Raw genomic sequence first — 22,532 nt, forward strand, 5'->3', positions numbered from 1 at the left:
ATTCAATAGCATGGGTGACGTGACGTCAAGCACTTCTTCTCCACGGATTCGCAAGCAGCCTGAAGAGCGGCGCGAAGAGATCCTCGGCTGCGCCGCGGAGATCGCGATCAACGAGGGGCTCGAGCGCATCACCCTTCGGGCGGTGGCCGCGAAGCTCGGCGTGCAACCAGGGCTCATCACCCACTACTACCCCGTCGCAGAAGACCTGGTCGTCGCGGCTTTCGCCCGAGCCGCCGTCACGGAACGAGAGCAGTTCTTCCCCGCCGACGGCTCGCCCCTCGAGCGTCTCGCCCGCTTCGTCCACCACATCGAGCGCGGGGCGTCACTCCCCCTGGCGCGACTCTGGCTCAATGCACGCCACCTGTCGCGTTTCAGTCCGACGCTCGACGCCGAACTCCAGGTGCAAGACGCCCTCGACCGCGACCGCCTGACCCAGATCATCGAAGACGGCATCACCGCCGGCGACTTCCGCGAGGTGGATGCCGAGACCGCGTGCATCCGCATCCTCATCGCCGTGGACGGCGGCGGGTCGTACGTGAACTCGTCGTCGCACTCCGATCATCCCGCTCACAAGCGGGTGGTCGCCGACGTCGCGGAGTGGACGCTCGGCTTGGTCCCGGGTGCGCTCGGAGAGGTCGTCGCCCGCGAGGACTGAGGTCTTCAGGACGCCCGGAGGTTCTCGGCGGGACGCAGTCTGGCTGCTCGGATGGATGCAAAGGCACCGCCGGCGCTCGACACGACGACGCCCAGCAAGACAGCGAGCGGCATCAGCGTGAGATCGAAAACAGGCGCCCATCGCTGGCTGATCGTGACTGTCAGGATGGCCATCATGCCGACGAAAAGGCCCCCGACTCCGCCCAGGAGTCCGACGTACACGGCTTCGACCGTGATCAGGATTCCGATGTCGCGCTCCTTCGCACCCAAGGCCTTCCGCATGCCGATTTCGCCTCTGCGCGCGTTGACGGCCATGAGTGTCGTGTTCACCAGCGCCGCGATCGCGACGAGGAGAGCGAGAAGCGTGAACGAGACAAGAGTCGCTTGCACGCCCGCCTCGATCTGGCCCCTCAACTGCCCATCATCCGTGGGGGCCACGATTGAGATCCGCTCCGGAGCGAAGGGATTGATCGCTGGAGCGAGCTGCGACGCGACCTGAGGAGCGGCGCCAGCCATCGTCCTCACCAGCAGTGTGGCGTCTGACCCCACTTCGTCCAGGTCGGAAGCGTCGGCGCCGAGCACCAGTTCGCCCCGCAGGAGAGGGAGCCGCTGAGAATCAGTGATGAGACCGGCGACCACGTACCGTTCACCAGCCACCTGCACCGTGGGAGCCGATGCGATGTCGCCGAGTTCGAGATCCCTGGCGAGCAGGTCGCCGACGTACGCCTCGCCGGGCGCGAGAGTGCCCTGGTGCCATGGTGCGACGTCGATCTCGACCCTCGCTGCTTCTTCGAGGTCCCCTGCCACCATGTGGGGTTGCACCTGCGCCGTCGCGGATGCTGTCGATACCGCGGTCGCAGCCACGTCGACGACGATCACGGCGGCTTCTACACCTGCCACCGACCGTGCGGTCGCGGGGGTGTCCATGAGCGGTTCGGAGTCCGGCAACGGGGTGGTCCACGAGGCGGACACTTCGCGATTGAGGTGCGCGTCGAATGTCTCAGACACCTGGGCGTGCGCGGATGCGGAAAGGCCGAGGGTGGTGATGGAAAGCGCCACCGCGATCACCACGGCCAGGCATTGGGCGAACGTCTGAGTCCTCCGCGATGAGATCGAGGCCCAGGCATCCGCCAGCATGTCAGTGGCGCGAATGACGGTCCGGGTCTCCTCAGGCGTCTCGGCGGTTTCATCCTCCGGTGGATTCGCGGGGGTCTCCCTGAGAGCGCGCGTCTCCGTGTCCGAAACCACGACTCCGTCCGAGACGCGGATTATCCGGTCTGCACGTGCCGCGACCTCCGGAGAGTGCGTCACGATGACGACGGCAGCTCCGTTCCGATTCACTCGCTCCAGCTCATCGAGAACGAGTTCGGCGTTGGCGGAATCGAGGTTTCCTGTCGGTTCGTCGGCGAGGACGAGCTGAGCATCACCGGCCATCGCGCGTGCGATCGCGATTCTCTGGCGTTGCCCGCCTGACAGGGTCGACGTGTTCTGCCAGGCGCAGTCGTGCAATCCGACTGCCGCGAGTGCGCGAATCGAGTCCTTCTGTCGCGGACGCAGTGCGACTCCACGGTAGAGCAGGTTCAGCCCGACGCTGTCGATCGCCGGGCGCCGCTCCAACAGGTGGAATGCCTGGAAGATGAACGCGATGTGTCGCGCTCTCAATCTCGCGGCGTCACCGCGATTGACCCGCCCTGGACGTGTCCCGGCGAGGAGATATTCGCCGGAGGAAGGATCGTCAAGCAGCCCCAGGACATTCAACAGCGTGCTCTTCCCGCCGCCGGACGGGCCCACGATGGCGACGAACTCGCCTTCGCTGATCTTCAAGGAGACACTGCGCAGCGCGTGAACCTCCGGTCCGCGAGGCGGCGTGTAGGTTCGCGAGACCCGCCGCAGCTCGATCAACGTCACGAACTTCCCACCCGAACCTGATCGCCTTCCTGTAGCGACGATGGACGCAACGGCACTATCGCCGCTTTGCCGTCGAGAGTGCCGAGGAGGGTCACCTCGACCTCTGCGAATTCCCCGTCCGATCGGCTGACCACGACGACCTGATGGGTATCGCCTCGGTCGATCACCGCGATCGCGGGTACGAGGAGTGCGTCCTCGGCCACAACGATCTGCGATGCGACGACACGCACTTCTGTACTGGTCATCTGAAGCGGTTCGGAGGGGACCACCGTGACTGTCGATCTGCTCTGCGTGTCGTCCTGCTCGGACTGTCCCTCCATCGATTCGTCCTGCGAGCCCGATTCGATCGCCTCGATGCTGGACACGGTTCCCTTCACTACCGAGCCTCCTGTGTCGATGGAGACCTCATCCCCTTGAGCGATCGAGGTCAGATCCGCCGGCACGGCCTCGAATGTCACGGTGGTCGTCGTCGAACCGAGAGCGATGTCAGTCTCGCCCTCGACTCCGACGGCAGTCCCGACGGCGAGCTCACCCAGTGAGACGGCCGGAAGGACTGTGACACCGAGGATCTCGGAGAACGGAATGAAAGCCTCGCTCGTTGCGGGGGCGGCTTCGGATTCGTTGCCCGTCTCTGGGCTTGCTTGCCCGGGCTCAGACCTCGAGGTGCTCGACCCGTCGTGGGCCCCACCATCACGGGTGGCCGGGGTGTAGCCGTTCTTTGAATACCACTGCCGAACAGCCGCCTCAGTCTGCGAGCCGAAATGGCCGTCAACGTCGAGGGAATACCCCAGACGCTCCAGCGTCTCCTGAATGGCGCTCACGTCCGGGCCCTGGTCGCCGAGTCCTACATCACGGTAGAAGGCGAAAGCAGATCGGACGACGAAGACGGGCCGTCCGTTGACTTCACTCAAGACCTCACCGGTGCTCATCGCCGCACCCTCCGCAACGGGATGTCCCGTGATCACCGAACGCAACGCGCCGGACGGCACCGCTAAACTCAGTGACTCCTCGTGCTCGGCGACCACGCTCCCGGAGAACGCAGTCTGTCGAACGAGGTTCCCGGTGGAAACCGTGGCAAGAACCGGGCTCGGTGTCGGTGGGGCCGCGGCAGCATCACGTTGTGCCGTCGACTGGAAAACCGTCGCAAGTGCCCACCCACCACCCAGTGCGACGACAGCCGACAGGGCGATGATCACCGCCATGATCCGCCCGCCGGCGGGTCTGCGCGGGAGCGGGACGACCACTTGTTCGAGGTCTCCGCCCCTCCGACCGGGATTCATTGCGATGGTGCGTTCTCGGCGATCGTCATCTTCAGTTCCGCAGTATGGGCCACTGCTTCGTTTCTGATTCGGTCGAGCTTGTCACGGTTGTTCTCCACAAGAGCTTCTTGAGCCGCCCATTCGGTCTGGTACCGCACTTCGGTGTAGCCGCTGGCATCCCGGCAACGAGCGTCAGCCTCCGCGATGGCTATTTCTTCCGCCGTCGGTCCATCCGTCAGATTCGGGCCATAGATTCCGTACTCCTCGGCCATCGCGGGAGTCGGCATCTCGCTCCATGGATCTTTCGGCAGGTCGAACGTCACGGCTTTCGAGAGACAGGACTTCCAGGACCGGGCTGCGTCTCGAATGGCAGCACTCGACGATATTTCGTCGCGCGCTTGCATTTCGAGGCTCGCGATATAGTTCAGCCCGTCTACGTCGACGACCGTCTGGTCGCCACGTGCATCGTCCCCGCACGCCACGAATCGCGCGCGAAACGCACCGTCCGGCTCGTAACTGTTGGCAAAAGCGCTGAACTCGGACCAAGCGTCGGCCTCGGCAGGATTCGGCACCGGTGCATCGTGGTAGCCGTATCGACGGGCAATATCCGCGTTGAATATCTTGAGGGCCGTGCTGTTGACAGTTTCAGGCTGAGGGAACTCAGTATCCTGCCACGGTACGGGCCATTCGTAGCCTTGCGCCTCAAGGCATTTCGCAATGAGCAGCTGCTCCGCATAGTTGCTCAGCGACGGATTGAACACCTTGAACTCGTCCAGCGGCATTGTCCACATCGATTCGTTCTGCACGACGCCGGCATGTTCGGCCTTCGGTGCAGCGCAACCTGCGATGGAAGCCAGGACACCGACCAGGGCCGCCGCCGAAGCAATATGTCGGCGGCGGCCTCTCTGGGAACTCACCAGCACCTGGCTTGGCACTCACCCAGCGAAGCACTCCCGTGCGCATCGCGTGTCGAAGCGTCGGTTGCAGCCACCAGAATCGCAGTTGCACCTACGAAGGACTTTCTGGACTGCGCTCGCTTCTGGATCCTCTTCTGAACCATGCGGTACCCCCCGGTACTGATACAGCCAGCAACCTGCCGTTGGCCTCGGCGATCAGATTAGACGGGCGCGGGTTTCTTCCTCAATACGGTGTGGAGCTTATATATCGCGACACGCCCCACGGACCACGCGCGAAAGAGGGCCCCCGCATTTCTGCGGAAGGCCCTCTTTCGTCGCCAACTCCGTGCCGGATCTCTCCGTCCGAGGTTTGGCATCCTCATATGTGGTCGGGCTGACAGGATTTGAACCTGCGACCCCTTGACCCCCAGTCAAGTGCGCTACCAAGCTGCGCCACAGCCCGTTGTCCGGCGCTCACGCGCAGGCAACTCCCCTATCTTAGCCCCACCGCGAGCTGGTCCGCGAACCGAGCGGATGCCGGGCGTTGCGACTGTCGGGGGCCAGGGGTACGTTCACCTGCATGGTGACGATCACTACGGAAGTGGCGACGACTGCCCGATGGGACGACGTGCAGCGCGCTCTCACAGGCGGCGGCGACGGAGCGAGCTGCCAGTGCATCTGGCCGATGCTCAGCAACAAGGACTGGGACATGACCACCACGCCGCAGCGCACCGAGATGTTCCGCGACGAGATCGATCAGGGCCCACCGCCCGGGTTGATCGCCTACGTCGACGGAGACGCGGCCGGGTGGATCCGCATCGGCCCGCGGACACGCCAGGCCCGCGTGCCGCGTACCCGGATGATCGCTGCGGCGTCGACGGAGCCTTTCGACGATGAGTCGGTATGGGCCGTGACGTGCTTCGTCGTTCGGAAGGAGCACCGGGGTCAGGGTCTCAACCTCGAACTGCTCCGCGCGGCGGTCGACTATGCCAGACGGTCGGGCGCCCGGCTCATCGAGGGATACCCGGTCGACACGAAGGGCTCGAAGCAGCGAGCGAACGACCTCTTCCACGGAACGCTCGGCACGTTCCTCGCCATCGGGTTCACAGAACAGACGGAGATGAAGCCGGGCCGCGCCCTCGTGTCGCTGGACCTCACGTCGTGATCCTCGAGTCCAAGCTGCCGCGTGCTCCGTGAGCGATCAGGACGACGAAGACGGCTAGCGTGGACTCCATGAGCGAGCACCCGACCATCGACGATCCCGAGCTCGGCACGCTGGTGCGAGCGACCACCGAGTTGAGCGATGGCACGGTGCTCACCCACGACTGGTACGCGGGAACCCTGGAGATCGACGGAGCGGATCTCGAGATCATGCTCGAGGGCACCTCTGCAGACGAGGCTCGCACGCTCGTTCCCCGCGTCCGGCAGACGATCGCGGCGCTCGGCGTGCTTCGACGACTGGCCACGGATGCTGTGGTGACGGCGTTCAGCACCGGCACCCCCGAACAGCACGAGCTCGACGAGGCGGCATCCGACCTCTCTCTCGACACCATCGAAGCGTCGACAGACGCGACTGTCGTCCTTCATTTCACGGACAACTGCGGAAATCACTTCCCCGAGGGGTATTGGCCTGCTGTGCATCTCGGCACCGACGGCCAGATCACCCGGGTCACCGTCGAATCCTGACCGCAGGATGACGGCATCCCGCCCCTACGATGGACGGATGCATCGCCGCCCGTCGCTCGCCCTGCCGCTCGGGGCCTTCACGCCCTTCACGCTCAGCCAGGGCATCATCGTGGCCGGCGCGCTCGTCACTCTGCGAAGGAGAACGGTCTGATGGCGAATGCCGTGCGTGTCGACAGCTGGCTCTGGGCGATCCGCGTCTACAAGACACGGTCGGCCGCGACGACTGCATGCCGCGCGGGACATGTTCGTGTGAACGGCGACAAGGTCAAGGCCGCACAGCAGGTGCGGATCGGCGACGAGCTGCGGATTCGCATCGCCGGATTCGATCGGATCCTCGTCGTGCGCCAGCTCCTCGTGAAGCGGGTGGGGGCGCCGATCGCCGCTCTGGCATACGAGGACCGCACCCCCGAACGCGAACCGCAGGCCATGCTCGGCGTGCGCGATCGCGGCGCAGGACGGCCGACGAAACGCGAGCGGCGTGACATCGATCGGCTGCGGGGGCGCAGCGACGAGGGTCCCGGCATGTTCCAGGGCTGACCCCGGGCGGGCGAGTCAACGCCGCACGGTCAGCGTCGCTCGTCGCGGTCGAGGACGCCGCGCAGCCACCCCGCCGAGCGCACCTGCTCCGCGCCGGCGCGAGCCACCCGCTCCTGCAGCTCCCTGTCGCTCGTCACTGCGGTGACCCGCTGACCCTCACGCACCCGACGCTCCACCTCGGCGACGATCGCATCATCACCGGCAGCATCCGCGGCGACGACCGAGACCACGGCCGCGGGCAGCAGCTCGCCCGCGTCTCCGGGCTGGGGTGCATCGATGCCCCGCGCCTGCCCTTCGACCACGAGGGCGATCTCGGGGAACCATTCCGTCCCGCCCGTGCCGAGGACGGGTGCGGACACCGACAGGCCGTCGAGACGTTCCGCCAGACGAGAGGCCGCTCCCGCCCGATCCTTCCACCACCCGTCGGGTACGGAGCCCACGACGTTCGCCGAGTCCACGACCAGGGCGGGCCTCACGGAGAGCAGCTCCCGGAGCAGGGGCCATGCGCTGCCGAAGCCGGGATGCAGCGGACGGGAATCCACCTCGGCGACCGGAACCCACTCGAGCGCCACGCTCTCGGGGTCGCTGATCACGGGCTCGAACGGGTGCACCACGTCGGCGACGACCGTCGTGTACGACCAGACGCCGAGGTCGAGGACGCTCGTGAACCGCGGCCGCACCGCGCCGTCCGGAACGCCCGCTTCCTCCTGCGCCTCCCGCACGGCACCGACGATGGCGCTCTCGCCCTCGTGCATCGCTCCTCCCGGGAGTCCCCACGTGCCGCCGAAGTGGCTCCACGACACGCGATGCTGCATCAGGACGCCGCGCGCAGGGTCGAACGCCAGCAACCCCGCGGCGCCGAAGCGGCCCCAGTACTTCTCGCCCGAGGGTGCGACGACCCAGGCGTCGCCCGGGTTGCGGGGCCCATCGGGGCGACGAGGTTCGCCGGTGGCGGGAGGTACGACAGTCACCCCTTCAGCCTGTCACAGCATCGGGGCATCGGCACCGTCCTGGTCACACGCGGGAACGCACGACCAGGACGGAGCCTTCGCATTCGCGGCTCAGCGCTGGCGCTTCTCGCGCACGCGCATGTTCACGACGATCGGCGTTCCCTCGAACGGGTAGATCTCACGCAGGCGGCGCTGGATGAAGCGGCGGTAGCCGGGGTCGAGGAAGCCCGTGGTGAACAGCACGAACGTCGGCGGGCGCGTCGACGCCTGCGTGCCGAACAGGATGCGCGGCTGCTTGCCACCACGGAGCGGATGCGGGTGCTCCGCGACGAGCTCGGCGAGGAACGCGTTGAACTTGCCGGTCGGAATACGACGATCCCAGTTCTCCAGCGCTGTCTCGAGCGCCGGCACGAGCTTGTCGAGGTGGCGTCCGGTCTTCGCCGAGATGTTGACTCGCGGAGCCCACGCGACGTGCGCGAGGTCCTGCTCGATCTCGCGTTCGAGATAGCGGCGACGGTCCTGGTTCTCGAGATCGTCGTCGTTGAGACGGTCCCACTTGTTGAACGCCAGCACGAGGGCGCGGCCCGACTCGAGCACGAGGTCGATGATCCGCACGTCCTGCTCGCTGATCGTCTCCGAGACGTCGAGGACGACGACGGCGACCTCCGCCTTCTCCAGCGCGGCCGAGGTGCGCAGCGATGCGTAGAAGTCGGCGCCCTGCGCCATGTGCACGCGGCGACGGATGCCGGCGGTGTCGACCAGACGCCACAGCTTGCCGCCGAGCTCGACGACCTCGTCCACCGGGTCGCGAGTGGTGCCGGCAAGGTCGTTCACGACGACCCGCTCCTCCCCCGCCGCCTTGTTGAGCAGCGAGGACTTGCCGACGTTCGGACGGCCCAGGATCGCGACGCGGCGAGGACCGCCGATCTCCGCCTTCGCGACCGCCGAGACTTCGGGAAGCGTCTTGAGGACCTCGTCGAGGAGGTCGGCCACGCCGCGTCCGTGGATGGCGGAGACGGCATGCGGCTCCCCCAGTCCGAGGTTCCACAGCGCTGCCGCCTCAGGCTCCTGCCGCGCGTCGTCGATCTTGTTCGCGACGAGGAAGACCGGCTTGCCGCTCTTGCGCAGCAGTCTGACGACGTGCTCGTCGGTCGAGGTGGCTCCGACCATGGCGTCGACCACGAAGAGCACGACGTCGGAGAGGTCGATCGCGACCTCGGCCTGGGCGGCGACCGAGCGGTCGATGCCCTTCGCATCGGGCTCCCACCCGCCCGTGTCGACGAGCGTGAAGCGACGATCGGCCCACTCGGCCTTGTACGTGACGCGGTCACGGGTGACACCGGGGGTGTCCTCGACGACGGCCTCGCGGCGGCCGAGGATGCGGTTCACGAGCTGCGACTTGCCGACGTTCGGTCGACCGACGATCGCCACGACGGGAAGCGCGGGCAGGAACTGGATGCCGTCCTCACCGAGCGCGATGCCCGCGAGGAGGGCGGCGTCCTCATCGTCCAGGTCGTAGTCGGCGAGCCCCTGGCGCAGCGTCTCCGCACGGGCCTCCGCGAGCTGCTCGTCGAGCGTCTCCATCTTCTCGGCGAGGTGGTCGGGGCCGCCTTCGTATTCGTCGTCAGCCACGGTGTGCTCCTCGGAGTCGTTCGATGACCGTGAGTACGGCATCGATGGTCTGGGTGAAATCGAGTTCGGTCGAGTCGACGACCTCGACGCCTTCGGCGGCGTTCAGGAAGTCGACGACCGTGCTGTCGGAGGCGTCGCGCTTGTGGAGAGCCGCGGCGACCGCCGCGGCATCCTCTCCGGCGAGTTCCCCCGCCCGGCGCGCGGCGCGCACCTCGGGGGCCGCCGTCAGCAGGATGCGCACGGGCGCATCGGGTGCGACGACGGTCGTGATGTCCCGCCCTTCGACGACGACGGCCGGATAAGGGGCCTCGGCGACGAGCGACCGGAAGAGTCTGTTGACCTGCTCGCGGACCTCGGCGACGCGGGCGACGCCGCTCACGGCCCCGGAGACCCGCGGTTCACGGATCGCCTCGGTGACATCGGCGTCGCCGACGCGGACGCTGCGGTCATCGGGATCGAGCCCCAGCTGCACCGGGAAGTCGGAGGCCGCCGCGATCACGGCATCCGCATCGGCCGTGTCCGCACCGCGCTCGAGCACGTGCCACGCGAGGGCGCGGTAGGCCGACCCGGTGTCGAGGTAGCCGAAGCCGAGGGCGCGGGCAACCGCCTTGGACACGCTGGACTTGCCGGATCCTGCGGGCCCGTCGATCGCGATGAAGTCGGGCGTGCGTGCGTCGACGCCCCTGGCCTGAACGGTCGATGAATCAGTCATTGGTGTTCCCTGCAATCCGCCAGCCGCGTTCCTGGAGCCCCGTGATCGCACCGTGGAGCGCGGCAGGGTCGACGCTGATCTCCGCGAGGCCGAACTGCGCGCCCGGCGAGTGCTCGAGGCGGAGATCCTCGACGTTGACGCCGAGCTCACCGAGCTCTCCGAAGAGCCGCCCGAGCTGACCCGCGGTGTCGTCGACCATCACGACGAGCGACTCGAAACGTCGGTTCTGCCCATGCTTGCCCGGTAGACGTTCGACGCCGTCGTTGCCGTGTCGGATGGTCTCGGCGACCACGCGACGAGCGCCCGGCGCCTCTGGCGCCCGCAGCGCGTCGGACACCTCGCGCAGATCGTCGGCGAGAGCATCGAGGATCTCCACCACCGGCTGCGCGTTCGCACCGAGGATCTGCACCCACAGCTCAGGGGCGGATGCGGCGATGCGCGTGGTGTCGCGGACGCCCTGCCCCGACAGTCGCAACGCGCCCTCGTCGGCGACCGCGAGGCGTGCGGCCAGGAGGCTCGCGACGACCTGTGGAACGTGGGAGGTCAGAGCGACGGAGCGGTCGTGCTCCTCGGGCGTCATCTCCAGCGGCATGGCGCCGACGTCGAGCGCGAGAGCCTCGACGAGCGCGAGGTCGGACGCCTTGGTGTCCTCATCGCGACACACGACCCACGGTCGGCCGATGAACAGGTCGGCGCGGGCGGAGATCGCTCCCCCGCGCTCGCGACCTGCGAGCGGGTGGGACCCGATGTAGCGTGTGAGGTCGACGCCCCGGTTCTTGAGGGTGCGGAACGGATCTAGCTTCACGCTCGCGACATCGGTCACGACCGCATCCGGGTAGCGCGCGAGCTCGGCCTCGATGACGTCGGCGGTGACGTCCGGCGGCACGGCGACGACGACGAGCGACGGCGAGTCCGCGTCGTCCGCTGCCCGGCCCGCGCCGTAGTCGACGGCGAGGCGCAGCTGGGCCGGCGACGTGTCGGAGAGCACCACGTCGACCCCCTTGGCGCGGAGCGCATGCCCGATGCTGGCACCGAGCAGCCCCGCACCGACGACGCGGACGGTGCCCGACAGGCGCGGCGCGACGCGCGGCGCGGCGGACGCCGAGGTCTGCACCCCGTCGTCGACGCGTCCGCGCACCCCGCTGGGCGCACTCGTCGTGTCGGTCACTCGTTCTCCTGCTGCTCGCCTGGCGCCTCGGCGACACCGGAATCACGGCGCGCGAGAGTAAGCAGCGCACCGAGTTCGATTTTACTCAGTTCCCGCGAGCGCCCGGCAGGGAGGGTTCCCAGGTGGAGCGGGCCGAACTGACGTCGAACGAGTTCGGTGACCGGGTGGCCGACGGCGGCCATCATCCGACGGACGATGCGGTTGCGTCCGGAGTGCAGGGTCAGCTCGACGAGACTCGTTCCGCGCGAGGTGTCGAGCAGCCGGGCCTTGTCCGCCGCGATGGGTCCGTCCTCGAGCTCGATGCCCTTCGTGAGCTTCGCGATCGTCTGCGCGGTGACCGTGCCCTCCACCTTGGCGATGTACACCTTGGTGACACCGAACGACGGGTGCGCGAGCACGTGGGCGAGCTCGCCGTCGTTCGTGAGCACGAGCAGGCCGCTGGTCTCGGCATCCAGCCGGCCGACGTTGTAGAGCCGCTCGTCGTACTCGTCGGTGAAGCGGCGCAGGTCGGGGCGGCCGCTCTCGTCGCGCATGCTGCTGACCACGCCGGTGGGCTTGTTGAGCATGACGTACCGCTTCGAGACGTCGAGCTGCACGGCCGTGCCGTCCACGTCGACGAGGTCCGTCTCGGGATCGATGCGGCGACCCAGCTCGGTCACCGTCTCACCGTTGACGCGGATGCGTCCCTCGACGATGTACTGCTCGACGACGCGACGCGATGCGACCCCGGCGGCGGCGAGCACCTTCTGCAGCCGCACGCCCTCGGGCTGAGCGGCCGAGTCGTCGGATTCGTGGATGTTCATCGGATGGTCCCTTCGTCGAACCCGTCTGCACCGTCGTCCAGCAGCGGCGAGATCGGCGGCAGCTCGTCGAGCGAGTTGATGCCGAGATGCTGCAGGAGGGCATCCGTGGTTCCGTAGTTGATGGCGCCGGTCTCCGAATCGGCGAAGAGCTCGGTGATGAGACCGCGTGCGAGGAGTGTCCGCACCACGGAGTCGACGTTCACGGCCCTGATCGAGGCGACCTGGCTGCGGGTCACCGGCTGCTTGTAGGCGATCACCGCGAGGGTCTCCAGGGCTGCCTGAGAGAGCCTGGCAGGTGCCTGGCCGCCCACGAACTCGGCGACCAGGTCGTCGTGGTCGTCGCGCACGTAGAGCCGCCAGCCGCCGCCGACCTCGCGGAGCTCGAACCCCCTGCGCGGCCCGCGGCCCCGGCCGTCGTAGTCGTCGACGAGCGTCTCGATCGCCTGCCGGACGGCAGGGACGGGCGAACCCACTGCGGCGGCGAGGGCGACGAGTCCGATCGGCTCGTCGATGATGAGCAGGATCGCCTCGATCCGCTCGGTGAGAGGCGTGCCGCGCTCGGTGTGCTCGGCCGCGGTTCCGATCGCGTCATCGGTCATAGTCGGCTCCCAGGGTCGCCAGCGTCTCGTCCGACCAGGAGTCGGCGGCCCAGCGCAGTGTCAGCTCGCCGAGCGGTTCCAGTTGTTCGAAGGACAGCGCCGCATGCCGGTACAGCTCCAGCACGGAGATGAACCGCGCCACGACGATGCCGGGTTCCCGGACGCCGGCGACGAGCTCGCGGAAGCTCACCGATTCCGCACCGCGAAGCAGTGTGACGACGATGGCCGCCTGCTCGCGGATGCTGACGAGCGGCGCATGCAGATGGTCGAGGCCGACGTGCGGGATCTCCTTCGGCGCGAACGCCAGCAGCGCCAGGGCTGCGAAATCGTCGATGCTGAGCGACCAGACGAGCTCGGGAGTCTTCTTGCGGTGCTTCTCATCGAGCCGCACGGCGCGGACATGGCGTCGGTCCTCGCGCTGCAGGCAGCGCGCGAACCAGGCCGACACCTCCTTGAACGCCCGATACTGCAGCAGCCGCGCGAACAGGAGGTCCCGCGCCTCGAGGAGGGCCACGGCCTCGGCATCCACCAGCTCGCCCTGCGGGAGCAGCCCCGCCACCTTCATGTCCAGCAGCGTCGCGGCGACGACGAGGAACTCCGATGCCTGATCGAGCTCCTCATCGGCGTCGAGCTCTCTGAGGTAGGCGATGAACTCGTTCGTGACAGCGCTGAGCGACACCTCGGTGATGTCCATCTCGTGCTTCGAGATGAGGTTCAGCAGCAGGTCGAAGGGGCCGTCGAAGTTCGCCAGGGAGACGCGGAAGCCGGCGTCATCGACCGTGGGATCGACGGCCTCAGCCGCCTCGGCAATGCTTTCGTCAGGCGACGGCGCCACGGGCGACCAGCTCCCGCGCGAGCCGCAGATAGGCCTGTGCGGCAGCGTGCTCGGGAGCGAACTCGGTGATGGGCACACCGGACACCGACGCATCCGGGAACTTCACGGTGCGGCCGATCACGGTCTCGAGCACGTCGTCGCCGAAGGCCTCGACGACGCGTTCGAGGACCTCACGCGAGTGCAGCGTGCGCGGGTCGTACATCGTGGCCAGCAGGCCGTCCATCGTGATGGAGGGATTGAGGCGGTCGCGGACCTTGTCGATCGTCTCGATGAGCAGCGCCACGCCACGGAGGGCGAAGAACTCGCACTCGAGCGGGATGATGACGCCGTGCGCGGCGGTCAGGGCGTTCACCGTCAGCAGGCCGAGCGAGGGCTGGCAGTCGATGAGGATGACGTCGTACTCCCCGGCGACCTGGCGGAGGACGCGGGCGAGGATCGTCTCGCGGGCGACCTCGTTGACGAGGTGCACCTCCGCGGCGGAGAGGTCGATGTTCGCCGGCATCACGTCGAGGCCCTCGACACCCGAATGCACGATCGCGTCGTGCGCGTCGCGCTTGGTGTCGAGCAGGAGGTCGTAGATGGTGGGCACGTCGTGGGTCTGGATGCCGAGGCCGGCCGACAGTGCACCCTGCGGGTCGAAGTCGACGGCGAGCACCTTGCGGCCGTATTCGGCCAATGCGGCGGCCAGGTTGATCGACGTCGTCGTCTTGCCGACCCCGCCCTTCTGGTTGCACAGCGCGATGATGCGCGCGGGCCCATGGGATGCGAGAGGTGCCGGAGTCGGGAACCCGTGGTAGGGGCGACCGGTCGGTCCGAGGGGTTTCTCGTCGGCCTTCTGTGCCTTCGCCCTGGACTTCGCCGCTTTCTCAGCCACCGCTTCTCCTGCTCCTTCGTGCTTGCTCGATTGTAGCGGCAGGCCCGTGGCCGAGCGGCCCGGCGCGCGGCGCGAGCCCCGCATGCGGGCGGTGCGCGACCGCAGGCCGGGCGTGTCAGGTCATGCGCCCCGCAGTGCGGCGACGGGCTCGATGCGCGCCGCACGACGTGCCGGGTACCATCCGGAGCCCCACCCGACGATCGCGCCGAGCACCGCACCCGCGACGGCGACGAGCGGATCCGTGACCGGGGTCCACCCCTGCACGACCGCCACCACGATCACCGCGAGCACTCCCACGGCGGAGCCGATCAGGCCCCCGATGAAGCCGATCACGATGGACTCCACCGTGAACTGGGCGCCGATCTGCCGACGGGTCGCACCGAGAGCGCGACGGAGTCCGATCTCGCCGACGCGCTCCATGACGGACAGCAGCGTGACGTTCGCGATGCCGAGGCCTCCGGCGAGCAGCGCGATCACTCCGAGGATCAGGAAGACGACGTTGACGTCTGCCTGCACGCTCTGACTCAGGTCGGACGACCCCGACGGCGCCCGCGCCTCGAGTGTGTCGGGCTCATCGGGCTGGAGAGCGATCACCGCCTGCTCGGCGACCTGCGGACCCGCCCCCACGAGAATGCGGATGTCGAGCTCCGAGGGAGCGAGGAGCCCGAAGTCCGCCCGCGCCGACCCGGTGGGGACGATCACGGCATCCAGCAGCTCACTGCGCCGCTCCATCCCGTCGACGATGCCGATCACCGCATACGCGACGCCGGCGATGAACACCGACGGCTGGGAGTCGACGCGGTTGATGCCCATGCGCTCGGCGGCGCGCTGCCCGAGCACCGCCACCCGGTCGGCGCGCGAGTCGTGACCGGCATCGAACACGCGGCCCGCCACGAGCGTGCCCTCCGTCGTGTCGAGGAGGTCGGACGATGCGCTGAACAGCCGGGGCGAAGCGACGGACGCGGCTGACGGGTCGTTCACGGGGACGGCGGTGATCGTCTCGCCGTCAGCCAGCACGACCTCCCCGAGAAGGGTCGCGCTCTCGACACCCGCGAGGCGCGCCACTCTCTCCGGCGCGTCCCACGGCAGTCGCCCGGCGGCGACGCTCGAGTTCTGCGCACCGGACTGCGCGGTCGCCGCGGACACGACCACGCGCGTCGCCGCGGCGCCGTCGAACTGGCTGGCGATCTGGGCGGCGGCCGTCTGGGCGAACCCGATGGTGGCCACGAGCGAGGCGATCCCGAGGACCGTGCCGAGGATCGTCATGACGAGTCGCGCAGGCCGGGAGCCGATATCGGACGTGGCCTCCGCGACGAGGTCCTGGAAGGTGAAGCGATCTGCGTGGGCGATCGCCGGCACGAGCGGGGTCGCCGCCGCATCCGATGTCTGTTCGTCCGACTTCCGCCGCAGACGCGGGCGCGGGAGCGTCAGGCGCATCACAGCTCGCTCAATCGGCCGTCGGAGATGCGGATGCGCCGGCGCGCTCGCCGTGCCACGCCGTCGTCGTGGGTGATCACGATGAGGGTGAGGCCGTCGTCGTTGAGCTCCTCGAACAGCGACATCACCTCACCCGAGGTGGTCTGGTCGAGGTTGCCCGTCGGTTCGTCGGCGAGCAGCATCTTCGGGCCGCTCACCACCGCACGGGCGACCGCGACCCGCTGCCGCTCGCCGCCCGAGAGCGATCCGGGAAGGAAGTCGATGCGATGCGAGAGCCCCACCCGCGACAGCGCGTCCCGAGCACGGGACTCCCGCTCGCGCCGAGGCACGCCGCTGTAGAGCATCGGCATCAGCACATTGTCGAGGACGCTGCGCCGCGGCAGCAGATGGAACGACTGGAACACGAACCCGATGAATCGCGCCCGCGCGGCCGCGCGGTCGTCGTCGGAGAGGTCGCCCGTCAGCGATCCGGCCAGCCGATACTCTCCGACGCTCGGACGATCGAGGAGGCCCAGGATGTTCAGCATCGTCGACTTGCCCGAGCCGCTGGGACCGACGATCGAGAGGTAGTCCCCCGGGGCGACCGACAGCGTGGCGCCCTTGAGGGCCTGCACCTCGGGAGGACCGGGAAAGGAGCGCGTGATGTCGCGCAGCTCGACGAGTGGAGCGGCCTCCGCGGAGGTCACTCGCCCACCACCACGAGATCGTCCTCCTCCAGCTCGCCCTCGATCGGCGTGACCTCCACGGCGCCCTTGGCGGCGAGCCCGGTCTGCACGACGACCATGCGGGTCTTCGCATCCTCGCCGTCGCGCGGATCCGAGTCCACGACCTCGACGCGCGACTCGCCGCCCGGGCCGGCGGTCAGCGCAGCGAGCGGAACCGAGAGCACGTCGCCGTCGGTCGCGCCCACGGCGATGCCCACACGCACATTGCTGCCCTGCAGCTGCGCGATCTGCTCGGGGGTGAGCGGGTCGGGCTCCAACAGCACGTCCCAGCGGGCCTTGGTGTCCTTGCCCGGCGTGAGCTCCGAGATCACCGCGCGGTGCTCGGTGCCGTCCGGCAGCTCGAACGTGGCCGCGGCTCCGATCTCCAGCAGGCGCGCGTCGGCTTCCGCCGCGGCACCGGTGAGGCGCACGGTCGCACCGGAGACGGTCATGACCGGGCCCGAGATCGCCGTGCCTCGCTTGACGTCCACGGCATCCACCCGGCGAGGGAGCTCCGTGAGGAAGAGCACCTCGCTCGACGGCAGATACGGCAGCACGCTCTGTCTGGCGCTCTCCAGCGCCTCAGCGGCGGAGTCGACCTGCGCGCGGGCGGCGTCGAGTGCCGCCCGCTCGGCCCCCGTGTTCTTCGCTGCCCAGAGCTGATCGCGTTCGAGACGTGCTGTCTGCAGATCCCACTCCGCCTGCTGGACGTTCGTGCCCTCGACGCCGTTGCGCGCATCGGCCAGCGCCTGCTCCGCCTGCGCGACGCGCACGTCCGCCTGCCAGCCCTCGAGCGCCGTCGGACCGGCGCCGGCGGCGGTCAGCGCCTGCTGCGCCTGCGCCACACCGCTCTCCGCGGATCGCACCCCCTCCTCCGCAGAGCGGACGGCATCGGCGGCTCCTTCTTCGGGAGCGGGCAGCGGATAGCCCGCTTGCGCGTAGAGCTGGCCGAGACCGTCGGCCGTCGCCTGATCGAATCGGTCGGATGCCACATCGCCGGCATCGATGCCCACGCTGACGAGCGCCTGCTTGAGCTGCAGCACGTCCGGCCCCGAGACGCCCATGCGCAGAGTCCGGTATGCGGGCAGCTCGCCGGGGAGCACGATGACGGGGCGCCCCTCGACCTCGAGAGCGATAGACAGCGGGTTGAGCGTCGCCCCGAGCTCGGGCACCGCCCCGGTGACGACGCTGCCGCCCCCGGTGGTGTCGATCGTGACCTCGACGGCATCGGCGTACCCGACGTCGGCACGCAGGGTCACGTCGTTGCTCAGCGCGCCGAACTCGACGGGCACCGTGACGAGCCCGGGCTCCGGGGTGTCGCTCGCCTGCGCCGGGGAGATGAGGAATCGGCCGACCAGGAGACCGATGACCAGACTCGCGACCGCGCACAGCGCGACGATCCAGAGCGTCCGGTTGCCGCGCACGATCCGACCCCAGCCGCTCACGCGCGACGTGTCGACCTCGTCCGGACCGTCGGCGTCGACGGCATCCGGAGCCAGCTCTGCGGGGAGTTCTGTCGTGAAGGTGTCGTCGTCCTTCATGTCAGCTGTTCTGCTCTGCGGCAGCTTTGAACGCCTCGAGATCGGTCTTGTTCTCGGCGATGAACTTCTCCTCCAGCGCGAACTGGATCTCGAGCGCCTTCTTCGTGTACGAGGTCTCGGTGCGGCATCCCAGGTCGACGATCGCCAGCTCGATCTCGCGCTCGCCGAGCGCCTTCATCTCAGGGCTCGTGCTGGGGTCCTCGAAATCGGCGGCTTCCGGATCGACGTCGGTGGTCCCGTCGCCGTAGACCGCATCGTAGAGCGCGGTCTGCTCGTCGGAGATCGACTGCTGCGCCTCGGACTGCGTCGCGAAGCCCGGCTCGCCGCCGTCATCCATGCATGCCGCCCACGCCGCGTTGAGCTCGGTAAACTCCGGAGCCTTCTGCATCGAGGTCCACAGCTCGTCCATCTTCGTGCGGAGGTCGGCGAACTCCTCCGCCTGCCAGGGGTCCTCGCCCTGCAGCTCGTGCTGTGCCCAGCCCTGGCAGCCCGCGTCCTCCCATCTGTACTCGTAGCTGCCGTCCTCTGCGAGCTCGTCCTCCTCCGGCGGCACCCCGTACGCGGTCTCGTAGAACGCGGTCTGCTCGGACTCGGAGAGCGATTCGAGGTACTCGGAGTTCGGATCGACGTACTCCTCCGAGGGCTGCTCCTCGGCCATGTCGTTGTACGGGTTGTTGACGATCCCGTAGCCGTACTTCTCGACCCACTCCTTCTCGTCCGGCTCCCACGGCACCTCGTCGTCGGAGTAGACGATCCCGCCGCTCTGCGGGTTCGGCGTGTACTCGAAGCCCTCTTCCGCCATGCACTCCGCCATCAGCTCCTCCTGCTGGCGCTGCTGCTCGTCGAACTGCTTCTGCTGCTCCTCCTGCGAGAGATCGCCGCCGTACGCCGATGACAGATACTTCGTCAGCGGGGAGTCCTCGTAGTCGAGGTCAGCATCGCCGGAACCGGAACAGCCGGCCAGCACGAGGGCCAGTGCGGCTGCTGCGCAGACCGCAAGAGGACCGGTGGAACGCATGTCGTACTCCTTCGTCGCCGACGCCCAGAAGTCAGCTGTCCCGAGTAACAGTAGACGGGCGCGCCAGATCTTCGCGTCCCCCAAATGGCCGACGCGGATACCTCCAGAGGATGACGTGGAAGAGCGTGACGACGGCTAGCGCGCCCGAGGGTGCGAGGTCGCGTAGATGTCGCGCAGGGCCTCGACGGAGACGTGCGTGTAGATCTGCGTGGTGGCCACAGACGCGTGACCGAGCAGCTCCTGCACGACTCGCACGTCCGCCCCGCCCTGCAGCAGGTGCGTCGCGAACGAGTGCCGCAGCGTGTGCGGAGACACCTCGGACGAGATCTGCGCGAGGTGGGCCGCGGCCCGGATGACGAGCCACGCGCTCTGCCGAGACAGAGGGGCACCGCGCGCTCCGAGGAACAGCCGCGCGGACGCGCGACCCTTCGCCGCGAGGCCCGGCCGCACCCGCGTGAGGTACGCGTCGACGGCTGCGCGCGCATAGGAGCCGATGGGGACGATGCGCTCCTTGGAGCCCTTGCCCCGAAGCCGCAGGACGTCGCCGTGCGCGAGATCGTCGACGTCCAGCCCCACCGCCTCCGAGACACGGGCTCCCGTCGCGTAGAGGAGCTCGAGGAGGGCGCGATCGCGGATGCCGAGCGGATCCTCCGCCGAGGGGGCGTTGAGAAGCCGCTCGACCTGCTCGATGGTCAGCGCCTTCGGCAGGCGCTGCGGTGCCTTCGGCGGACGCAGACGACCGCTCGGATCATCGTCCTCGATCCCCTCGCGGGCGAGGAACCGGTGCCAGCCGCGGACCGACGACTGCAGTCGCGCGAGACTCGTCGCGGCCGGCGGCGGGACGGCGCCCGCCCGGTCGGCGACGAAACGGCCGATCACGGCCGGGGTGATGGCACCGGTGTCGGAGATGTCCTCGGCAGACAGCCACTCGAGATACGAGCCGAGATCGCGTCGGTACGCCGCGACGGTGTGCTCGCTGAGTCCGCGCTCGATCGTCACATGACGCAGGTACGTGTCCAGTGCACGATCGAGCTGCACCGACTACTCCCCCGCGCGTCGCCGTTCGGCGGCGAGCAGCCCGATCGCGAGCAGCGCGTTGTGCATGCGTCCTCCGAGCACCGCATCGACGGCATCCGTCAGCGGCATCCACTCCACGCGGATGTCCGCCTCCTCCTCCTCGCGGGCGTGAGCGTCGGCGAGCGGTGCGATGCCGGTGGCGAGGAAGAAGTGGACGATCTCGTTGCTGCCGCCGGGTGTCGCGAAGGTCCGGACCAGGGGCTCCCAGTGCGCCGCCTCGAGGTCGGCCTCCTCCGCGAGTTCGCGCTGGGCGGCGAGGAGCGGCTCCTCGCCCTCGATGTCGAGGAGCCCGGCCGGCAGCTCCCAGTCGCGGTGCCGGATCGGATGCCGGTACTGCTGGATCAGGAGGACCCTGGCGTCGTCGTCGATGGCGACGATCGCCACGGCACCGGTGTGGTCGACGTACTGCCGGACGATCTCGCCGTCGCCGTAGCGGACGCGGTCGGACCGCACATCCCAGACCCGTCCCTCGTACACGAGGTCGCTGGAGAGGACCTCCGGCTCGAACGGCTCGTCCCGCAGCTCGTCGCCCACGATCACGCCTCTTCGACGTCGAACAGCTCGCTGGAGCGGTGACGCTCGATCGCGGCGCCGACCAGTCCGCGGAACAGCGGGTGCGGATCGGTGGGACGCGAGCGGAGCTCCGGGTGCGCCTGGGTCGCGATGTAGTACGGGTGCACGTCGCGCGGAAGCTCGACGTACTCGACCAGGTCGAGCTCGGGGTTGAGACCCGAGAACACGAGGCCTGCCTCGGCGAGACGCGCACGGTAGGCGTTGTTGACCTCGTAACGGTGGCGGTGTCGCTCCGAGACCTCGGCCGCGCCGTAGACCTCGCGGGCGAGGGAGCCTTCAGCGAGCGCGGCCTGGTACAGACCGAGGCGCATCGTGCCCCCGAGGTCGCCGCCGTCGAGGATCTCGATCTGCTCGGCCATCGTCGCGATGACGGGCTCGGTGGTGTCGGGATCGAACTCGCTCGAGGACGCATCGACGATGCCGGCGACGTCACGGGCGTACTCGATCACCATGCACTGCAGGCCGAGGCAGAGACCGAGCGTCGGGATGCCCTGCTCGCGGGCGAACTTCAGCGCGCCGAGCTTGCCCTCGATGCCGCGGATGCCGAATCCTCCGGGCACGCAGATGCCGTCGAGAGCGGCGAGCTGCTCGCGCGCACCCTCCGGCGTCTCGCAGCGGTCGGAGGGGATCCAGCGGATGTTGACCTTGGTCTCCTGTGCGAAACCACCGGCCTTGAGCGCCTCGGTCACCGAGAGGTAGGCGTCGGGCAGGTCGATGTACTTGCCGACCAGGCCGATCGTGACCTCGTGCTTGGGGTTGTGCACGGCGTGCAGCACCTTGCTCCATCGCGACCAGTCCACCTCGTCGGCGGCCTTCTGGTCGAGACCGAGGCGGCGGACGATGTACGAGTCGAGCCCCTGGTCATTGAGCGTCGAGGGGATGTCGTAGATGCTCGGCAGGTCGACCGTGTTGATGACGCCTTCGGCGTCGACGTCGCACATCAGGGCGATCTTGTTGCGGTTACTCTCGCTCACCGGACGGTCGCTGCGGAGGACGAGCGCGTCGGGCTGGATGCCGACCTGACGCAGGGCCGCGACCGAGTGCTGGGTGGGCTTGGTCTTCTGCTCCCCCGAGGCGCCCATGAACGGCACCAGCGAGACGTGCACGAAGAACACGCTGTCGCGGCCGAGCTCGTGACGGAGCTGGCGTGCGGCCTCGAGGAACGGCTGCGACTCGATGTCGCCGACCGTGCCGCCGACCTCGGTGATGATGACGTCGGGACGGGGGTCCTCCGTGGCCTGCAGGCGCATGCGGCGCTTGATCTCGTCGGTGATGTGCGGGATGACCTGCACGGTGTCGCCCAGGTACTCGCCGCGGCGCTCGCGGGCGATGACCTGCGAGTAGATCTGCCCCGTGGTGACGTTGGCGGCCTGCGACAGGTTGATGTCGAGGAAGCGCTCGTAGTGCCCGATGTCGAGGTCGGTCTCCGCACCGTCGTCGGTGACGAACACCTCTCCGTGCTGGAACGGGTTCATCGTGCCCGGATCGACGTTCAGATACGGGTCGAGCTTCTGCATCACGACGCGGAGTCCGCGGGCGGTGAGGAGGTTGCCCAGGCTGGCGGCGGTCAGCCCCTTGCCCAAAGACGAAACGACACCACCAGTCACGAAGATGTGCTTGGTCGTGTCGTTCTTGGGCCCCGCGGAAGAAGAGTTCATCACGGGCTTCG

Annotated in this window: 22 protein-coding genes and 1 tRNA gene; 4 read left to right on the top strand and 19 right to left on the bottom strand. The window is 68.4% G+C overall.

The window, feature by feature from the left end; translation table 11 throughout:
- Window positions 1-10 precede the first annotated feature (10 nt).
- On the top strand, window positions 11-655 hold the full coding sequence (locus tag BN2660_RS16195) for a TetR/AcrR family transcriptional regulator (RefSeq protein WP_369690562.1): 645 nt from the start codon (window positions 11-13) through the stop codon (window positions 653-655).
- Window positions 656-660: 5 nt separating this feature from the next.
- Here the strand turns inward: BN2660_RS16195 and BN2660_RS16200 are convergent, their stop codons facing one another.
- The 4 genes from BN2660_RS16200 to BN2660_RS16215 all read right to left on the bottom strand — a co-directional run bounded on the left by BN2660_RS16200 (window position 661) and on the right by BN2660_RS16215 (window position 5,180).
- Complete coding sequence (locus BN2660_RS16200; RefSeq protein WP_091234723.1) at window positions 661-2,562, bottom strand: ABC transporter ATP-binding protein/permease; 1,902 nt, start codon at window positions 2,560-2,562, stop codon at window positions 661-663.
- Window positions 2,559-3,764, bottom strand: coding sequence for a peptidoglycan-binding domain-containing protein (locus BN2660_RS16205; RefSeq protein WP_176697234.1), 1,206 nt, complete (start codon window positions 3,762-3,764; stop codon window positions 2,559-2,561). The genes BN2660_RS16200 and BN2660_RS16205 overlap by 4 nt, the downstream gene beginning before the upstream one ends.
- A 74-nt stretch (window positions 3,765-3,838) precedes the next feature.
- Complete coding sequence (locus BN2660_RS16210) at window positions 3,839-4,756, bottom strand: hypothetical protein (RefSeq protein WP_141651320.1); 918 nt, start codon at window positions 4,754-4,756, stop codon at window positions 3,839-3,841.
- Window positions 4,757-5,103: 347 nt separating this feature from the next.
- Window positions 5,104-5,180 (bottom strand) — tRNA-Pro (locus tag BN2660_RS16215).
- 117 nt (window positions 5,181-5,297) lie between these two features.
- Here BN2660_RS16215 and BN2660_RS16220 point away from each other — a divergent pair.
- The 3 genes from BN2660_RS16220 (at window position 5,298) to BN2660_RS16230 (ending at window position 6,940) form a co-directional block, all read left to right on the top strand.
- Complete coding sequence (locus tag BN2660_RS16220; protein WP_091234733.1) at window positions 5,298-5,882, top strand: GNAT family N-acetyltransferase; 585 nt, start codon at window positions 5,298-5,300, stop codon at window positions 5,880-5,882.
- 68 nt (window positions 5,883-5,950) lie between these two features.
- Entirely contained in the window at window positions 5,951-6,403 is a 453-nt protein-coding gene (locus tag BN2660_RS16225; protein ID WP_091234737.1) for a hypothetical protein, read from the top strand.
- Window positions 6,404-6,553: 150 nt separating this feature from the next.
- The gene (locus BN2660_RS16230) at window positions 6,554-6,940 is read left to right on the top strand and encodes an RNA-binding S4 domain-containing protein (RefSeq protein ID WP_091234740.1); all 387 of its coding nucleotides are present in this window, start codon (window positions 6,554-6,556) and stop codon (window positions 6,938-6,940) included.
- Window positions 6,941-6,969: 29 nt separating this feature from the next.
- Here the strand turns inward: BN2660_RS16230 and BN2660_RS16235 are convergent, their stop codons facing one another.
- The 15 genes from BN2660_RS16235 to BN2660_RS16305 all read right to left on the bottom strand — a co-directional run bounded on the left by BN2660_RS16235 (window position 6,970) and on the right by BN2660_RS16305 (window position 22,521).
- Window positions 6,970-7,911 carry an NUDIX domain-containing protein gene (locus BN2660_RS16235; protein ID WP_091234742.1) on the bottom strand — a complete coding sequence of 314 codons (942 nt, stop codon included), beginning with the start codon at window positions 7,909-7,911 and terminating at the stop codon, window positions 6,970-6,972.
- A gap of 90 nt (window positions 7,912-8,001) precedes the next feature.
- Complete coding sequence (gene der, locus BN2660_RS16240; RefSeq protein WP_176697238.1) at window positions 8,002-9,474, bottom strand: ribosome biogenesis GTPase Der; 1,473 nt, start codon at window positions 9,472-9,474, stop codon at window positions 8,002-8,004.
- Between the two features lie 40 nt (window positions 9,475-9,514).
- A complete protein-coding gene (gene cmk, locus BN2660_RS16245) occupies window positions 9,515-10,234 on the bottom strand; it encodes a (d)CMP kinase (RefSeq protein ID WP_091234747.1) in 720 nt (239 codons plus the stop codon).
- Window positions 10,227-11,348, bottom strand: coding sequence for a prephenate dehydrogenase (locus BN2660_RS16250; RefSeq protein ID WP_091234918.1), 1,122 nt, complete (start codon window positions 11,346-11,348; stop codon window positions 10,227-10,229). Before BN2660_RS16250 ends, cmk begins: the two co-directional genes overlap by 8 nt.
- Before the next feature lie 50 nt (window positions 11,349-11,398).
- Complete coding sequence (locus BN2660_RS16255; RefSeq protein WP_091234749.1) at window positions 11,399-12,205, bottom strand: pseudouridine synthase; 807 nt, start codon at window positions 12,203-12,205, stop codon at window positions 11,399-11,401.
- On the bottom strand, window positions 12,202-12,804 hold the full coding sequence (gene scpB / locus BN2660_RS16260) for an SMC-Scp complex subunit ScpB (protein WP_091234752.1): 603 nt from the start codon (window positions 12,802-12,804) through the stop codon (window positions 12,202-12,204). The genes BN2660_RS16255 and scpB overlap by 4 nt, the downstream gene beginning before the upstream one ends.
- Window positions 12,794-13,639, bottom strand: a complete 846-nt coding sequence (locus tag BN2660_RS16265) for a segregation and condensation protein A (protein ID WP_091234755.1) — start codon at window positions 13,637-13,639, stop codon at window positions 12,794-12,796. The genes scpB and BN2660_RS16265 overlap by 11 nt, the downstream gene beginning before the upstream one ends.
- On the bottom strand, window positions 13,623-14,513 hold the full coding sequence (locus BN2660_RS16270; protein ID WP_067115656.1) for a ParA family protein: 891 nt from the start codon (window positions 14,511-14,513) through the stop codon (window positions 13,623-13,625). The genes BN2660_RS16265 and BN2660_RS16270 overlap by 17 nt, the downstream gene beginning before the upstream one ends.
- Window positions 14,514-14,633: 120 nt before the next feature.
- Entirely contained in the window at window positions 14,634-15,950 is a 1,317-nt protein-coding gene (locus tag BN2660_RS16275; RefSeq protein ID WP_091234758.1) for an ABC transporter permease, read from the bottom strand.
- Window positions 15,950-16,636 (bottom strand): ABC transporter ATP-binding protein, encoded by a 687-nt coding sequence (locus tag BN2660_RS16280; RefSeq protein ID WP_091234761.1) that lies wholly within the window; start codon window positions 16,634-16,636, stop codon window positions 15,950-15,952. Before BN2660_RS16280 ends, BN2660_RS16275 begins: the two co-directional genes overlap by 1 nt.
- Window positions 16,633-18,195 (bottom strand): efflux RND transporter periplasmic adaptor subunit, encoded by a 1,563-nt coding sequence (locus BN2660_RS16285; RefSeq protein WP_091234766.1) that lies wholly within the window; start codon window positions 18,193-18,195, stop codon window positions 16,633-16,635. Before BN2660_RS16285 ends, BN2660_RS16280 begins: the two co-directional genes overlap by 4 nt.
- Before the next feature lies 1 nt (window position 18,196).
- Entirely contained in the window at window positions 18,197-19,213 is a 1,017-nt protein-coding gene (locus BN2660_RS16290; protein WP_091234769.1) for a hypothetical protein, read from the bottom strand.
- 135 nt (window positions 19,214-19,348) lie between these two features.
- Complete coding sequence (gene xerD, locus BN2660_RS16295; protein WP_091234773.1) at window positions 19,349-20,251, bottom strand: site-specific tyrosine recombinase XerD; 903 nt, start codon at window positions 20,249-20,251, stop codon at window positions 19,349-19,351.
- Window positions 20,252-20,254: 3 nt separating this feature from the next.
- A complete protein-coding gene (locus BN2660_RS16300; protein WP_091234921.1) occupies window positions 20,255-20,827 on the bottom strand; it encodes an NUDIX domain-containing protein in 573 nt (190 codons plus the stop codon).
- Window positions 20,827-22,521: a CTP synthase gene (locus BN2660_RS16305; protein ID WP_091234776.1), complete on the bottom strand. Its 1,695-nt coding sequence runs from the start codon at window positions 22,519-22,521 to the stop codon at window positions 20,827-20,829. The genes BN2660_RS16300 and BN2660_RS16305 overlap by 1 nt, the downstream gene beginning before the upstream one ends.
- Window positions 22,522-22,532: the final 11 nt, after the last annotated feature.

The sequence above is a fragment of the Microbacterium sp. 3J1 genome (assembly GCF_001049495.1).
Classification (GTDB): Bacteria; Actinomycetota; Actinomycetes; order Actinomycetales; family Microbacteriaceae; genus Microbacterium.

What these genes read in the sequence shown, in the direction of transcription:
- BN2660_RS16220 (WP_091234733.1), top strand. Translation starts at nt 5,298, where the DNA reads ATGGTGACGATCACTACGGAAGTGGCGACGACTGCCCGATGGGACGAC.
- cmk (WP_091234747.1), bottom strand. Translation starts at nt 10,234, where the DNA reads ATGACTGATTCATCGACCGTTCAGGCCAGGGGCGTCGACGCACGCACG.
- BN2660_RS16205 (WP_176697234.1), bottom strand. Translation starts at nt 3,764, where the DNA reads ATGGCGGTGATCATCGCCCTGTCGGCTGTCGTCGCACTGGGTGGTGGG.
- BN2660_RS16230 (WP_091234740.1), top strand. Translation starts at nt 6,554, where the DNA reads ATGGCGAATGCCGTGCGTGTCGACAGCTGGCTCTGGGCGATCCGCGTC.
- BN2660_RS16225 (WP_091234737.1), top strand. Translation starts at nt 5,951, where the DNA reads ATGAGCGAGCACCCGACCATCGACGATCCCGAGCTCGGCACGCTGGTG.
- der (WP_176697238.1), bottom strand. Translation starts at nt 9,474, where the DNA reads ATGGAGACGCTCGACGAGCAGCTCGCGGAGGCCCGTGCGGAGACGCTG.
- BN2660_RS16285 (WP_091234766.1), bottom strand. Translation starts at nt 18,195, where the DNA reads ATGAAGGACGACGACACCTTCACGACAGAACTCCCCGCAGAGCTGGCT.
- scpB (WP_091234752.1), bottom strand. Translation starts at nt 12,804, where the DNA reads ATGACCGATGACGCGATCGGAACCGCGGCCGAGCACACCGAGCGCGGC.
- BN2660_RS16290 (WP_091234769.1), bottom strand. Translation starts at nt 19,213, where the DNA reads ATGCGTTCCACCGGTCCTCTTGCGGTCTGCGCAGCAGCCGCACTGGCC.
- BN2660_RS16275 (WP_091234758.1), bottom strand. Translation starts at nt 15,950, where the DNA reads ATGCGCCTGACGCTCCCGCGCCCGCGTCTGCGGCGGAAGTCGGACGAA.
- BN2660_RS16305 (WP_091234776.1), bottom strand. Translation starts at nt 22,521, where the DNA reads ATGAACTCTTCTTCCGCGGGGCCCAAGAACGACACGACCAAGCACATC.
- BN2660_RS16255 (WP_091234749.1), bottom strand. Translation starts at nt 12,205, where the DNA reads ATGAACATCCACGAATCCGACGACTCGGCCGCTCAGCCCGAGGGCGTG.
- BN2660_RS16195 (WP_369690562.1), top strand. Translation starts at nt 11, where the DNA reads ATGGGTGACGTGACGTCAAGCACTTCTTCTCCACGGATTCGCAAGCAG.